This window comes from Rhodohalobacter barkolensis, assembly GCF_002834295.1.
In the GTDB taxonomy this organism is placed as follows: Bacteria; Bacteroidota; Rhodothermia; order Balneolales; family Balneolaceae; genus Rhodohalobacter; species Rhodohalobacter barkolensis.
In genome coordinates, this window is sequence record NZ_PISP01000001.1 from 572,851 (window position 1) to 585,481 (window position 12,631).

At 43.0% G+C, this 12,631-nt stretch carries 13 protein-coding genes; 9 read left to right on the plus strand and 4 right to left on the minus strand.

Features of this window, described 5'->3' with window-relative positions; all coding sequences use genetic code 11:
* Positions 1-252: 252 nt before the first annotated feature.
* The 4 genes from CWD77_RS02220 to bshB1 form a co-directional block, all read right to left on the minus strand.
* On the minus strand, positions 253-678 hold the full coding sequence (locus tag CWD77_RS02220; RefSeq protein ID WP_101071596.1) for a hypothetical protein: 426 nt from the start codon (positions 676-678) through the stop codon (positions 253-255).
* A 12-nt stretch (positions 679-690) separates the two neighbouring features.
* Positions 691-1,239 carry a carboxymuconolactone decarboxylase family protein gene (locus tag CWD77_RS02225; RefSeq protein ID WP_101071597.1) on the minus strand — a complete coding sequence of 183 codons (549 nt, stop codon included), beginning with the start codon at positions 1,237-1,239 and terminating at the stop codon, positions 691-693.
* 1,095 nt (positions 1,240-2,334) lie between these two features.
* Positions 2,335-3,177 carry a helix-turn-helix domain-containing protein gene (locus tag CWD77_RS02230; protein ID WP_101071598.1) on the minus strand — a complete coding sequence of 281 codons (843 nt, stop codon included), beginning with the start codon at positions 3,175-3,177 and terminating at the stop codon, positions 2,335-2,337.
* Between the two features lie 31 nt (positions 3,178-3,208).
* Positions 3,209-3,949, minus strand: coding sequence for a bacillithiol biosynthesis deacetylase BshB1 (bshB1, locus tag CWD77_RS02235; protein ID WP_101071599.1), 741 nt, complete (start codon positions 3,947-3,949; stop codon positions 3,209-3,211).
* Positions 3,950-4,104: 155 nt separating this feature from the next.
* Between bshB1 and CWD77_RS02240 the strand changes: the two genes are divergently transcribed.
* The 9 genes from CWD77_RS02240 to CWD77_RS02280 all read left to right on the plus strand — a co-directional run bounded on the left by CWD77_RS02240 (position 4,105) and on the right by CWD77_RS02280 (position 12,476).
* Complete coding sequence (locus CWD77_RS02240) at positions 4,105-5,337, plus strand: ABC transporter permease (RefSeq protein WP_101071600.1); 1,233 nt, start codon at positions 4,105-4,107, stop codon at positions 5,335-5,337.
* Between the two features lies 1 nt (position 5,338).
* Complete coding sequence (locus tag CWD77_RS02245) at positions 5,339-6,565, plus strand: ABC transporter permease (protein WP_101071601.1); 1,227 nt, start codon at positions 5,339-5,341, stop codon at positions 6,563-6,565.
* 638 nt (positions 6,566-7,203) lie between these two features.
* Positions 7,204-7,407, plus strand: a complete 204-nt coding sequence (locus CWD77_RS02250; RefSeq protein ID WP_101071602.1) for a hypothetical protein — start codon at positions 7,204-7,206, stop codon at positions 7,405-7,407.
* A gap of 10 nt (positions 7,408-7,417) precedes the next feature.
* Positions 7,418-7,831: a hypothetical protein gene (locus tag CWD77_RS02255; protein WP_101071603.1), complete on the plus strand. Its 414-nt coding sequence runs from the start codon at positions 7,418-7,420 to the stop codon at positions 7,829-7,831.
* Between the two features lie 10 nt (positions 7,832-7,841).
* A complete protein-coding gene (locus CWD77_RS02260; protein ID WP_101071604.1) occupies positions 7,842-8,213 on the plus strand; it encodes a hypothetical protein in 372 nt (123 codons plus the stop codon).
* A 130-nt stretch (positions 8,214-8,343) separates the two neighbouring features.
* Entirely contained in the window at positions 8,344-9,693 is a 1,350-nt protein-coding gene (locus CWD77_RS02265; RefSeq protein WP_101071605.1) for a TolC family protein, read from the plus strand.
* Positions 9,694-9,718: 25 nt separating this feature from the next.
* Entirely contained in the window at positions 9,719-11,092 is a 1,374-nt protein-coding gene (locus tag CWD77_RS02270; protein ID WP_101071606.1) for an efflux RND transporter periplasmic adaptor subunit, read from the plus strand.
* A gap of 1 nt (position 11,093) precedes the next feature.
* Positions 11,094-11,825, plus strand: a complete 732-nt coding sequence (locus tag CWD77_RS02275; protein WP_101071607.1) for an ABC transporter ATP-binding protein — start codon at positions 11,094-11,096, stop codon at positions 11,823-11,825.
* 201 nt (positions 11,826-12,026) lie between these two features.
* A complete protein-coding gene (locus CWD77_RS02280; protein ID WP_101071608.1) occupies positions 12,027-12,476 on the plus strand; it encodes a hypothetical protein in 450 nt (149 codons plus the stop codon).
* Positions 12,477-12,631 lie beyond the last annotated feature (155 nt).

Sequence of the window (12,631 nt, forward strand, 5' to 3'; positions counted from 1 at the left end):
TATGGTTCGGGTTGTAGTTAAAGCAAGTCGTGGTAAAAAAATTTGATTCAGAGTACTAGAAATGATTGAGCAGAATTTTTAAGCCATCGGGCAAGAGTTGTCAATCTTAGACAATTTATAAATCCAAGCTGCTATTCAAAATAAAATATCGAAAGAGGAGGGTGGGTGAGGAAAAAAGATGTAAATAGGCGCGCAAAAGAAAAGGCACTCCGTTTTCACACGAAGTGCCTTTGTTTGATGGGAAATGATAGATTAATCCTTTTGAGCAGGGAATAAGTCCTTATTTATTATAAAGACGAGAGGAAGAGCATAGATCCAGTGGCGAACCATCGAGCCTACCGCCATATCCACACCCATGTCAAGTCCGGCTACTCCGGCACCTACTAGTGGAAACATGAAGAGCCATACAAGCGCAATAGTTTCTCCGGTTGTATAGATAAACGGTCTGATCCATTTAGGTCCCCAAAGGGATGGGGCAATTCCTGCATAGAGTACGGCAAGCAGAACACCATTTCCGTAGTGACCGGCAACTCCGTAGGCTAATCCCAATCCTGTCTTTTCTCCGAGCAGGGCGGGAATATCCCACCAGCCCATTCCCATCATCAATCCGAACAGATCGAAAAGGATGGTTCCTGCAATTCCGGCTAAGATCGCTTTTGTCCAATTAATAGTATGCATATCAAAGTCCTCTTAGTTTTGATTTACAGTTAGTTCCGGAGCTTCAGGAAAATCAATAGGTATTTCCGTGATATTATGCAGAAAGTTCGTAATCGATTTTTCGCCTACATTTATGATGACATCAATTAGATTTTCCTTACTGTAACCGGCATCAAAAAAAGTTTGGAGCGTCTCGTCGGAGATGTTTCCGCGGTTTTCAATAATTTCACGAGCCAGTCCGGCAAGAGCGTTAAATTTATCATCGAACGATGCCTTACCTTGACGTAATTCCAGGGTTTGCTCTTCTGTAAACCCATTCATTTTTCCCAGCTGAGTGTGAGCGGCCAGGCAGTAGTTGCATCCGTTGATTTCACTCACGGCCAGATTGATTACCTCCTTCTCTTTGTTATTGAGAGATGTTTTGCCGTTGGCAAAATTCATGTATCTGGCCAGCCCGTTTTTGGAATGCGCATAGGTGGCATAGATGTTAGGTACAAATCCGAGATTGGATTCTAATTGATCAAAGATCTGTTTGTTTTGATCAGTGACTTCATTTTTCGTAGGTACATTTAATGGTCTCATAACTGTTTCTGTTTGTTGGTTTGTGTTTGTTACACTGCCAACATCGCTTAATTACGCACGCCTATAAATGCTCATAATACCTCTCTTGTTGTCAATTCTTCCCGTATGAGGCCTGGGACCCATAATGATTGATTTGTATTACCAGACGCTGTAAAATCCGGTAGGTGTTGAGAGGTCTTGGAATTGACCTGCAAGCGTCCGGCAGGACCTGGCAGCGTCGATAATGCAAATTTGTTCATCAATGGTCAGATTTTTGGAATACATCATTCCGTAGGAATATCCTGGTTTTAGAAAATCGTGGAATATGAAAGTTTCGCTCCGTAGGTGCGTCCTTAATCAATCTGAAAAATTTTATCAGATGGTCAGTAAATTTAAACAGGAGGCTCCGCTGGAGCCTGATCATGACACGGTTATGCATTTCTATAAACAGGTAACTCCTGCCGGAGTAAGTCTGACTCAGAAATGAGAATGAAAATTTTGGAGATGCCATTAATTGAGATCTTCATCTACGGATCAGGCTATTCGTTGCACGATCTTCTCAGCGTGACTCTGCGAAATCATCTGCGCAACTCTGCGAGAAACCCATATCTTGATTTTTCATCGACGCTGTCAAATCCGGTGGGTGTTGACAGGTCTTGGAATAGACCTGTAAGCGTCCGTCAGGACCTGGCAGCGTCGATAATGCAAATTTGTTCATCAATAGTCAGATTTTTTGGAATACATTCATTCCGTAGGAATATGCTGGTTTTAGATAACCGTGAGCCAAGTTGCAATCGCTCCATAGGAGCGTCCTCCTAACACGTGATGTGTCGTTTGAAATGAAATCACACCAAGGAGGCTCCAACGGAGCCTTGTAATGGTATGGGTTGTTTCTTTTCTATAAACAGGTAACTCCTGCCGGAGTAAGTCTGACTCAGAAATGAGAATGAAATTTTTGGAGATGCCATTAATTGAGATCTTCATCTACGGATCAGGCTATATGTTGCACGATCTTCTCAGCGTGACTCTGCGAAATCATCTGCGCTACTCTGCGAGAAAACCATATCTCAATTATCATCGACGCTGTCAAATCCGGTAGGTGTTGACAGGTCTTTTTTAACTTTGGTTTTTTTTCAAAAACTGAGTGGTGGTCATTCCGGTCTGTTTTTTGAACAGTTTGCTAAACTGTGCCGGGTCATTATATCCAAGCTCGTAACCGATCTCCTTCGCGGTTTTATCCGTATAGAGCAGCATCCGTTTGGCTTCCATGATTACTCGTTTATGGATTACCTCGAGAGGAGTCATATCTGAGTTTTTACTAAAGACATTAGCGATCGTCTTAGTTGATTTGTATAAAAGATCGGCATACTCCGAAACACTTTTTTTCGATTTAAAATGCTCCTCAACCAGTACATTATACTGTCGTATCAGGTCTATCTCAGTTTGGTTATCTCCATCTTTTAAAAGCTGTTTATTCGCGAGACGGGTACAGCGGATGATGAATCGCTTCAACAGAATACGCAGCATCTCCTCCTGACTGCTTTCCTTCATATCAAACTCTTCGGCAAGTACATGAAAGAGTGTTCTTAGCCGATGAGATTCTTCGTCATTCAGGTTCAGGATGGGGTTGAAGTTGGATCCGAAAAAGAGCAATCCGTTACACGAGACCTCACTGTCGTTTGTATGAACACAGTAAAACTCCCGGTTGAACCGTAGGAATTTCAAGTCATCAAGATCTTTACTATTTCCGAAGTTTACTTTTTGAAGGTAAGTCGTACAGGTAATTTGTCCGGAATTTAGTTCTACGGAACGATCATCCACTGAGAAACAGACCGGACGAGTGCTGTCATTCCAGATAAACATCAGAAAGCTGCCGTCTTTACCATGGGATCGAGGCACACCTTTAGAGATATTAAATTCCGCTTCAACTTCCCGGTTACGAAATGTTTTTTCCATCATAAATCATAAGATGACACTTCTGCGGTCTATCTTACCTTTTTGGCTTAGTACTCATAAATAGATCAAAACCGGTCATCGGTATCGGTTTACCGTGATAGAGAAATCCTTCGGCGTACTCAAACCCACCGAGGTGGCCAAAATATTTGGCGCGAGCCCGCAGAGCTTCAAAAAAATTTGGATCTGAGATATAGGTTTCCGGCTCATCCCCGGGATCAGCAACGTTAAATTGCGTTGCAAAAGCTTGAATGGCTTTTTCTTTGATTTCTAAGGTGTTTGTAATATCGAAGACAAAGTCGGGCTCAAAAGGCCGGTCCTGCATGTAGTGGATGATATGAGCCGGACGGTGCGGTTCCTGTAAATTTCCGTTTTTATCCTTTGTTTCAATTTTGACGAGACCGCTGTAGAAGATGGCATCCACCAGGAGGCGGGATGCATCACCATGATCCGGATGGCGGTCGGAGGGAGCTGTAATCAAACAAACATGGGGACGATATTTGCGAACAGCCTGAATAATTGGGAGATGTAACTCCCGTGTGTTTTCAAGCTGAGTGTCGGTTAAACCGAGATTTTCCCTGGCTGCCAGGCCGAGAATATCTGCGGCTTTTGCAGCCTCTTTCATTCTGATTTTCGGTGTTCCGCGAGATCCCATTTCTCCTCGGGTCAGATCAACTACGGCAACTTTTTTTCCCTGCTGAACCAACCCTGCAAGTGTTCCTGAACAACTGAGTTCAGTATCGTCGGGGTGAGCCCCAAAAGCTAAAATATCGATCATGTTCTGTCTGTGTTATAATTGATTTATATTTTTTCAAATATAATGAAACGAAAGCAGTTTATTTCCGTATCGTCTGCTGATCGTCATGTTATTATACGTCGACGCGCATCATTTAAATTTTTAAATTGAATGAAGCGTTCAAAAAACAAAAATTTATGTATCGAATTCTTACCAGTATAACCGAGGGGTTTAAGATTGCACTTTCATCTTTATGGGCAAATAAGATGCGGGCAATTTTAACCACAACCTGTATTGTGATCGGGATTGTTTCCGTAACGGCAATGAATACAATAACAGACGGTGTAGACCGCTCCTTTGATGAAAGTATGGATATGCTGGGAAGAAATGTGGTGTTTGTTGAGAAATGGCCATGGGGTTTTGGTGGAGAGTATAAATGGTGGGAATATCGAAACCGCCGTGAACTGGAACTCAAATACGTTGATCAAGTGCGTGATCTTGTTCCCAATGCGTCTGCAGTATCGGGACGTGTCTATCGTTCTACATCCGTTCGTTATGAAGACCGAAGCGCTGAAGGAGTTGGACTCAGCGGGGCAACAGCCACCTATTTCCAGACAGCCGGACTAAATATTGATGATGGCCGTGCTTTCAGTGAAGCCGATGAACAGCGATCAGCCAGAGTTGTAGTGATTGGCAGCGGAGTGGCAGAAGCTCTTTTCCCCGATGTAGACCCGATTGGTAAAAGGGTGCGCATTAGAGGCCAGCGATTTACGGTGATCGGTACGCTGGAGAGTCAGGGTAGTTTTTTGGGAATGGAAGATCTGGATAATGAGATGGTAATTCCGATTGGCGCTATGGCAACAATTTACGATTTGCGATATGGCCTTAGATTATCAGTGCAGTTTCCCAATGAAGAAATGTTGGTCGACGGTGAATATGAGGTGATTGGGGCCATGAGGCAAATTCGCGGACTCGATCCGATGGAGGACGATGATTTTGCGATCAATAAAGCGGCACTTTTTGAGCAGGAGTTTCAGAGCATGAAAGTAGCCATCTACGGAATCGGGATTTTTCTCACTGGCCTTGCACTGTTTGTGGGCGGTATCGGAGTGATGAATATCATGTTTGTTTCTGTAAAAGAGCGAACCAAAGAGATAGGAATACGGAAAGCAGTGGGTGCACAGTCGTGGGAAATCCTGCTGCAGTTTTTAATGGAATCGATTGTAATCTGTCTGTTTGGCGGGGTGATTGGCGTACTGCTTTCGATTGGGGTGACTGAGCTCATCAACCAAATTTTTGTGGCCTACCTGGACTGGACCACCGTTCTGAACGCCATTCTGCTCTGTACATTTATAGGTATACTTTTCGGTTATTTGCCATCGAGCCGCGCAGCAAAATCTGATCCAATTGAATCACTGAGGTACGAGTAATATGAATATCATTGAAGTTTTCAGACAGGCAGTTGACTCTATCCGGGCCAATAAACTACGCTCGTCACTTACGCTATTGGCCATCGCAGTAGGGGTATTTGCCATTATCAGTGCCAATACCGCTGTGCTTGTACTTGATACTTACTTCAAGGATACACTTAGCTTGATGGGTGGGGATGTGATCACGGTTTCCAAAACTCCGGCCATCTCCATGGGTCCGACGGATTGGGAAAAGTATCGAAACCGGGAAGATTTAACCATTGCACAGATGGAAAGGCTGGAAGACCTTACATACATAACCGAAGGAGTAGGTCCAAACAGAACGTATCGCACGACGCGTGTCTCTTACAATGATGAGGAAACGGAACCCAATATCGGTATTCGCGGAGGTAATGAGAACTATCTCGATAACAACGCATACACCATTGAAGAGGGCCGGAATTTTATGCCCGAGGATATGGACTATGCCCGATCGGTTGCCATTATCGGGGCTGACGTTAAAGATGCTCTGTTCGAAAGAGAACAGGCTCTGAGTAAAACAATTCGAATAGAGGGACGACCTTACACGGTGATTGGTGTCACCGAAGCAAAAGGGAATGTATTTGGCAGCACAATGGATCGATTTGTGGTGATCCCATATACAAATCTGGCCGGTATTTACGGTAAGAATCAGAATATTGGAATTCAGGTACGTGCGGGTTCTGTGGACCGCATTGAAGCTGCAATTGATGAAATTACCGGTGTGTTGCGCGCAATTAGAAAAGTTGACCCGGCCAATCCCAACGATTTTGAAATTAGCACCAACGAAACACTTGGAAATGCTTTCGATAGCTTTACCGGAATACTCTACATGATCGGTTTTGTGATCGGTGGAATTGTATTACTTGGAGCCGGAATTGGTGTAATGAACATTATGCTGGTTTCCGTGAGTGAACGTACAAGAGAGATCGGTGTTCGTAAAGCTGTCGGAGCCACCCGAAAAGCAATCGTTTCTCAATTTCTGATGGAATCGATAGCCATCTGCCAGATTGGAGGAGTCATTGGGATAATCATTGGTGCGGGATTAGGAAATGCTGCAGCCATATGGCTCGACTCAAGTATTGTGATTCCGTGGCAGTCTGCTGTTGGCGGCGTAGTCGGTATGACAATTGTAGGTGTCGTATTTGGTGTGTATCCGGCCTTCAAAGCGGCTCAACTTGATCCGATAGAGAGCCTTCGCTACGAGTAGTGTGAACTATGTAAAGGGTCGCTTGACCCGTATGTGGAGCCCAAGATTGTTAGATTATCCTGAATATTTGATTTGCTTATTCACCCGCCTGACGGAAATCAAAAGTGTGGTGATGAACGCTTACTGACCATAGAGCACAAACAACAAATCGAAATCCATTTTGACACACCCATGCCTCAATCCCCTCTCAAGAGGGGAAGCATTGAAACCTTAATTTATGCTCGATATGCCTGAATCTGATTAGCTCTCCCGATCAAAAACATTGGGACAGGCAATACGCAGTGCGGGGTAAATATCGAATATAAAATTCCCGCCGAATAGAGTGATTTGCCTGAACTGTTGTATAGGATTTTGGCGGATTTTTAAGGTCTGATTTTAAACAAAATTTCTCTTCTACATGAATTAAAGACTGCATTGTTTTGTCCAAAAACTGTAAATCTGTTTGCAAATTTCACTGTTCTGATGATCAAACAGCCTCTGTAATAGGATGGGAGAGTCGTTTATTATCAGAAATTTAGAATCGAACTGCTCTTATTGAAAAACCGTTTTATCATTACCTGCCAAGGTGTTATTTTAACTTTACACCGTTAACAAAAAAACGGGTTTAAAAAATATTTCAATTGAAAACGGTTTACGCCATGAATGAAGATATTATCAGCGATTTGAATGAAGAGTTGGAAGGTGTGATTGAGGAAGGATATTCTTTTCTGCAGGATGAAGAACTGCAGGAAAAGATACAGGAGTTAAAAACTGAATCTGAACTTCTCATCAGAAAACATCCGATAAAAAGTGTGTTAATTGGTGCAGCAGCAGGATATCTGTTAGCCAGGCTACTAAAGTAAATCAAACTTCATGAATGAGAGTCAACAAGATAGCGAGCAGAAGGATAGTTTCAGAAGAGAAATACGGGTGTATGTAGAAAAGCGTATTCAGTTGGTAAGTGTAGCAATTTCTGAACAGATTTCTTTGATGATTGCACAGTCATTTCAGAAACTGGCCGGTATGCTTCTGATCAGTTCTGCCATACTTTTTTTATGGCTGGCACTCTCATTTTTTTTAGGCGACCTGTTGAATAATACCAGCCTTGGTTTTCTGATCGCCTCCGGTCCGCTATTTATATTTGGATTTATTTTTATTCGGTCAAGCTCGAAAAAAATTACGGATCGAATACAGGCACAACTCATATCCAGATTAATGGATGGTTTCGAAGAATCTTTTAAGATTGAAAAATTAAATCAAGAAGAGGACAGCTCTGGAAAAGAATAAAAACATAACAATGGCTGAAGTGAAGGAGCGAAAGAGAAAGCTTGAAGAGGAGATCCGTTTACTCGAATCAGGCTTTGAAGCACGCATTTCTAATGTAAAGAAGGGGATAGGCAGCGCCGTCAATCCAAAAAAATATGTAAAGAAAAATCCGTTAAAATCTGTTGCCGTAGCCGCTGCGGCAGGATTTACCCTGGGGATGTTAAAAAGAAGCAAAAAATCCCGCAACTATTCTAAAGTAAAATCAAACCCGGGAAGTGGAATTTCGTCTATTCTAATGAACGAATTAAAGCACATGGCTGTACAGAAAGCGATGTACTTTATTTCTGATTTGGTGGATCAGCAAATCGCCGACAGAAAAAGTTCATCCTCAAAAGAGAAATAACTACCATTTCTCCACTCTAAATCAGGTTTTTGTAAAAAAACGTATTAAATCACTAATACGTACCAATTTTACTGTAACTCTGTTTAAACTTTCTCGTGTAACATCAATAAATAACTTCAACTACCGAACGATGCAGAAACTATTACTAACCACATTACTGTTTTTATTTCCAATTTTGAGTGTAGCCCAGTCGCAGTCTATGACGATTGAAGAAGCTATTCAAACCTCTCTTGATAACAACTATCAATTAAAGCAGGCAGAAAATACACGTGACCTGTCGGATACAAGAGTTCGGAGTGCACAGGCTGATTTTCTTCCCTCACTGAATGCCAGCTTTAGCGGTTCAAGAAACGTGGGTCGGCAGTTTGTTCAGGAAGATCTCTCTTTCGAAGACAGAACGACTTATGGATTGAATGGTGGATTGAACGCTAACATTACCATTTTTGATGGATTTACTAACATCTCAAATCTGCGTGCCGCGCAGGCAGATCAAGAGTCGGAGCAGCTGAGCTTTCAACGTCTTAAAGAGAGTGTCATGTTCGATACAGCAAGCCGGTTTCTGGAAGTGGTGCTCAATCAGGAACTGTTAAAGATTGCTGAAAGCAACCTGGAAGCATCTACAAGTCAGCTTGAACGAATTACGGCACAGGTTGAGGTGGGATCGCGGCCAACCGTTGACCAATATAATCAGGAGTCGGTAGTGGCAAATGATGAGCTGGCGGTTATTCAGCGCGAAAATGCACTCGAAGTGAGTATGGGGCGTTTGGTCAGAATTATGCAGGATGAATCGATTAATCAAGTTGATCCGGTAATGCCAACCGTTGATGAGTTGGCACTGATGCCACTAGATTTGGATCTGCAAGAGATGATTTCTGCCGCTATGGAACAGAGAAGCGATATTCGTGCGCAGGAATATGACATCGAGAGTAATTTTCAGAACTACAGAATTGCAAGAGGCCAGCATCTGCCAACGATTTCTGCAAGTGCAGGATTTAACGGTAGCTATAGCGATCAGTTATTAGACCCAATAACCAGAGAGACTGTCTCTTTTCAGGATCAGTTTTTTGATCAAAACGTTCGACGGAATCTGGGCTTTTCTATTCAAATACCAATCTTTAACCGATGGAATACACGAACCAATATTGAAAGTGCGAGAGTACAGCTTCGCAACAGCGAACTGGCGATGGAGAACGTTCGATTCCAGGTTACGGAAGAGGTACGGCAGGCATACAACGACTATCAGTCTGTAGTTAAAGAGTTGGAGTCCACAGAAAAAGCATTGATTGCAGCCGAGAGAGCTTATGAAACTGAACAACAGCGCTATGAGGTCGGTTCATCAACGTTGATTGAGCTCAACCAGGCGAATGCAAACTTCGTACAGGCACAGAGTAACCGAATTCAAGCCGTATACAATTTTGTGTTCCAGGAAAAACTGCTCGATTTCTATATCGGTCAGCTGGATAATGAATTTCAATTTTAATAAAAACTAAATTAGACGTAAGGTGATGGGGAAACAAAAATCCGCTACAAAAAAGCTTTTAAAAATTCTGGGTATCATTCTTTTTGCATTTGTTACGCTGGCGGTGATTGCAAAAACAGCCGGCTGGCTGGATGGCGGTTCAGCGGAGAAAGAGGTTGAAACCCGTGAAGCTGAATTAAGAACCATCACCCAGCTGGTTTCAGCATCGGGTAGAATACAACCGGAGACTGAGGTTATTATTCGTCCGGATGTATCCGGTGAAATCATTGAGCTGAATGTAAAAGAGGGAGATTTTGTACGTGAGGGAGAACTTCTACTGCGCATCAAACCTGATATTTATGAAGCCCGAATTGATGAACTGAACGCTTCACTTCTTACGCAACAGTCCAGAATGGAGCAGGCGCGGTCGAACATGCTACAGGCCGAGGCAGAATTCCGGAAGAACGAGCAGCTTTATGAGCGTGACTTGATTTCTGAACTGGAGTACATGCAGGTCAAAAACAACTATGAGGCTCAGCAAGCGAACTTCAAGGCAGCCGAGTATCAGATTGAAAGCGCTCGTGCTCAGCTTAGAAGAGCTGAAGAAGAGTTACAGCAGACAGTAATACGATCTCCCAGAGACGGTACCATAAGCCGATTGTCGGTAGAGAGCGGTGAACGTGTTCTGGGTCAGGCACAAACAGCCGGAACGGAGATGATGCGCATTGCCCGTATGGAACAGATGGAGGTTGAAGTAGATGTAAACGAGAACGACATTGTGAACGTCTCTCCAAATGATACTACGCTGATTGAAGTGGATGCCTACCCGAATCGAATTTTTGAGGGATTGGTTACTGAAATTGCCAACTCCGCAGATGTGAGTGGTGGCGGATCAGCCGATCAGGTGACGAACTACAAGGTAAAGATTCGAATCATCACTCCACATAATCTGGATCAGGCTGCAGATCGTGTTTTGGCACAATCAGAAGAGGTATCTGAAGTACCTGAATCGGTACCAAACTTTAAACCGGGAATGTCGGGTACGGTCGATATCAAAACCAATACGGTATATAACGTTGTTGCAATACCAATACAGGCGGTAACGGTTCGTGACTTTTCACAGGACTCCACCCAAACTGACGGTGAAGAATCAGATGAGGATGAAACTTCCGATGAGGAGACCCGTAATCAAGAAGAGGATTTCCGCAGAGTAGTATTCCTGAACGATAACGGCAAAGCCAAGCGGGTAGAGGTGGAAACCGGAATCAGCGATAACACTCATATTCAAATTATGAGTGGTGTGGAAGCAGGTGATGAAGTGATAACGGGAAGCTACAGAGTGCTTTCCAGAGACCTGGATGACGGCGATCCGATCATTGTACAAAACAGAAATGAAATTGCAGCAAGCGGAGGAAACTAAGATGGCTAAAAATATTATAGAAATTACGGACCTTTCACGTCACTATAAGATGGGTGAAACCCTGGTGAGGGCACTGAACGGTGTTACATTTAATGTGGAAGAGAACGAGTATATTGCCATTATGGGTCCTTCAGGTTCCGGTAAATCGACGCTGATGAATATGATCGGCTGCCTCGATACGCCAACCTCCGGTGAATATATTTTGAATGGGAATCGAGTGAGTGAACTGGATGACGCCGAGCTGGCCCAGGTGCGTAACCGCGAGATCGGGTTTGTATTTCAGACCTTTAATCTGCTGCCCCGAACAGACTGTCTCAGTAACGTGGAGCTTCCGCTAATCTACTCCGGTATTCGCAGTTCTGAACGGAAAAAACGAGCCATTGATACGCTTACCAAGGTAGGACTAGGTGATCGTGTAGATCACAAGCCGAATGAGCTCTCGGGGGGACAACGACAGCGTGTAGCTATTGCCCGGGCATTGGTAAACAACCCATCCATACTTCTGGCCGATGAGCCGACAGGAAACCTCGATACCAAGACAGGAGAGGAGATCATGAACCTGTTTGAAGAGCTTTACCGTGCCGGAAACACTATTATTCTGGTTACTCACGAAAATGAGATTGCAGAACATGCCCGGCGGGTGGTACGTCTTCGAGACGGACTGGTTGAGTCTGACGAAAAAGTAGAAAAGCCGGTACTGTCCAACCGCGATTTGAACATGCAGCCGGCGTAGATCAATACGAAATATCTTCCGATTATTTTATCTATCTGACCGACTTTTGCAGATAGGTGGAGAGAATTACTTTTTATACTTTTTAAAAATGGGTTCGGACTTTTTTTAGTCGGTCCCATTTTTGTATAATATTTTAGTTTAAGTGGTTTGATTAATTAAAAGTCTGACTCCAATAGTTTTTTTAGAGTTCTATTATTCGAAATGAAATCAACTCAAAAACATACGATAGCCTTTATTCACTACTTAGTGTTATTGAGTGGAATCGTACTCTTTACAATCTTACCTATTGACAATCATGTTGGTGATGACGAATCATCGCTTTTTGTGAGTCATGATATTGAATACGAGTCTGTTGACGAACCGGAAGAAAAAGATTCTAAACATCCAAGTGACTTCCTTGATCTTACCTTTAAGGAAACACCTGAGAAAAAAGAATCATCAATTGGCTTTAGCAGTCTTGCCATACTAAAGCAAGGAATTACCGCTTCAGAAATCGGTATAATCAAGCTTATACTGGATAGATCTTATTACTTAAAAAGAGCCGGGCAATTATCAATTGATTACAGTCTCGCTTTCATAAACAAGCCTGTAAATCATGTATCTCTTCCTTTTCATATTCTTGCCAGCAGTATTGCTATAAATGCACCATAGTAATATAAAAGTATGGTGAGCTTCTCACCCTTAAGAAGTTCCTTAGTCTTGCCTTAAGACTGTCAAACAATACCCGGAATTCAACTAAACAGTTCTGATTTATCTGCATAAGAAGGATCATTTCTGTTGTAGCTGTAATTCTTTTTATGCCCTTG

Excerpts from the sequence above, each read along its gene's own strand:
- CWD77_RS02220 (WP_101071596.1), bottom strand. The coding sequence starts at position 678 with ATGCATACTATTAATTGGACAAAAGCGATCTTAGCCGGAATTGCAGGA.
- CWD77_RS02225 (WP_101071597.1), bottom strand. The coding sequence starts at position 1,239 with ATGAGACCATTAAATGTACCTACGAAAAATGAAGTCACTGATCAAAAC.
- CWD77_RS02230 (WP_101071598.1), bottom strand. The coding sequence starts at position 3,177 with ATGATGGAAAAAACATTTCGTAACCGGGAAGTTGAAGCGGAATTTAAT.
- bshB1 (WP_101071599.1), bottom strand. The coding sequence starts at position 3,949 with ATGATCGATATTTTAGCTTTTGGGGCTCACCCCGACGATACTGAACTC.
- CWD77_RS02240 (WP_101071600.1), top strand. The coding sequence starts at position 4,105 with ATGTATCGAATTCTTACCAGTATAACCGAGGGGTTTAAGATTGCACTT.
- CWD77_RS02245 (WP_101071601.1), top strand. The coding sequence starts at position 5,339 with ATGAATATCATTGAAGTTTTCAGACAGGCAGTTGACTCTATCCGGGCC.
- CWD77_RS02250 (WP_101071602.1), top strand. The coding sequence starts at position 7,204 with ATGAATGAAGATATTATCAGCGATTTGAATGAAGAGTTGGAAGGTGTG.
- CWD77_RS02255 (WP_101071603.1), top strand. The coding sequence starts at position 7,418 with ATGAATGAGAGTCAACAAGATAGCGAGCAGAAGGATAGTTTCAGAAGA.
- CWD77_RS02260 (WP_101071604.1), top strand. The coding sequence starts at position 7,842 with ATGGCTGAAGTGAAGGAGCGAAAGAGAAAGCTTGAAGAGGAGATCCGT.
- CWD77_RS02265 (WP_101071605.1), top strand. The coding sequence starts at position 8,344 with ATGCAGAAACTATTACTAACCACATTACTGTTTTTATTTCCAATTTTG.
- CWD77_RS02270 (WP_101071606.1), top strand. The coding sequence starts at position 9,719 with ATGGGGAAACAAAAATCCGCTACAAAAAAGCTTTTAAAAATTCTGGGT.
- CWD77_RS02275 (WP_101071607.1), top strand. The coding sequence starts at position 11,094 with ATGGCTAAAAATATTATAGAAATTACGGACCTTTCACGTCACTATAAG.
- CWD77_RS02280 (WP_101071608.1), top strand. The coding sequence starts at position 12,027 with ATGAAATCAACTCAAAAACATACGATAGCCTTTATTCACTACTTAGTG.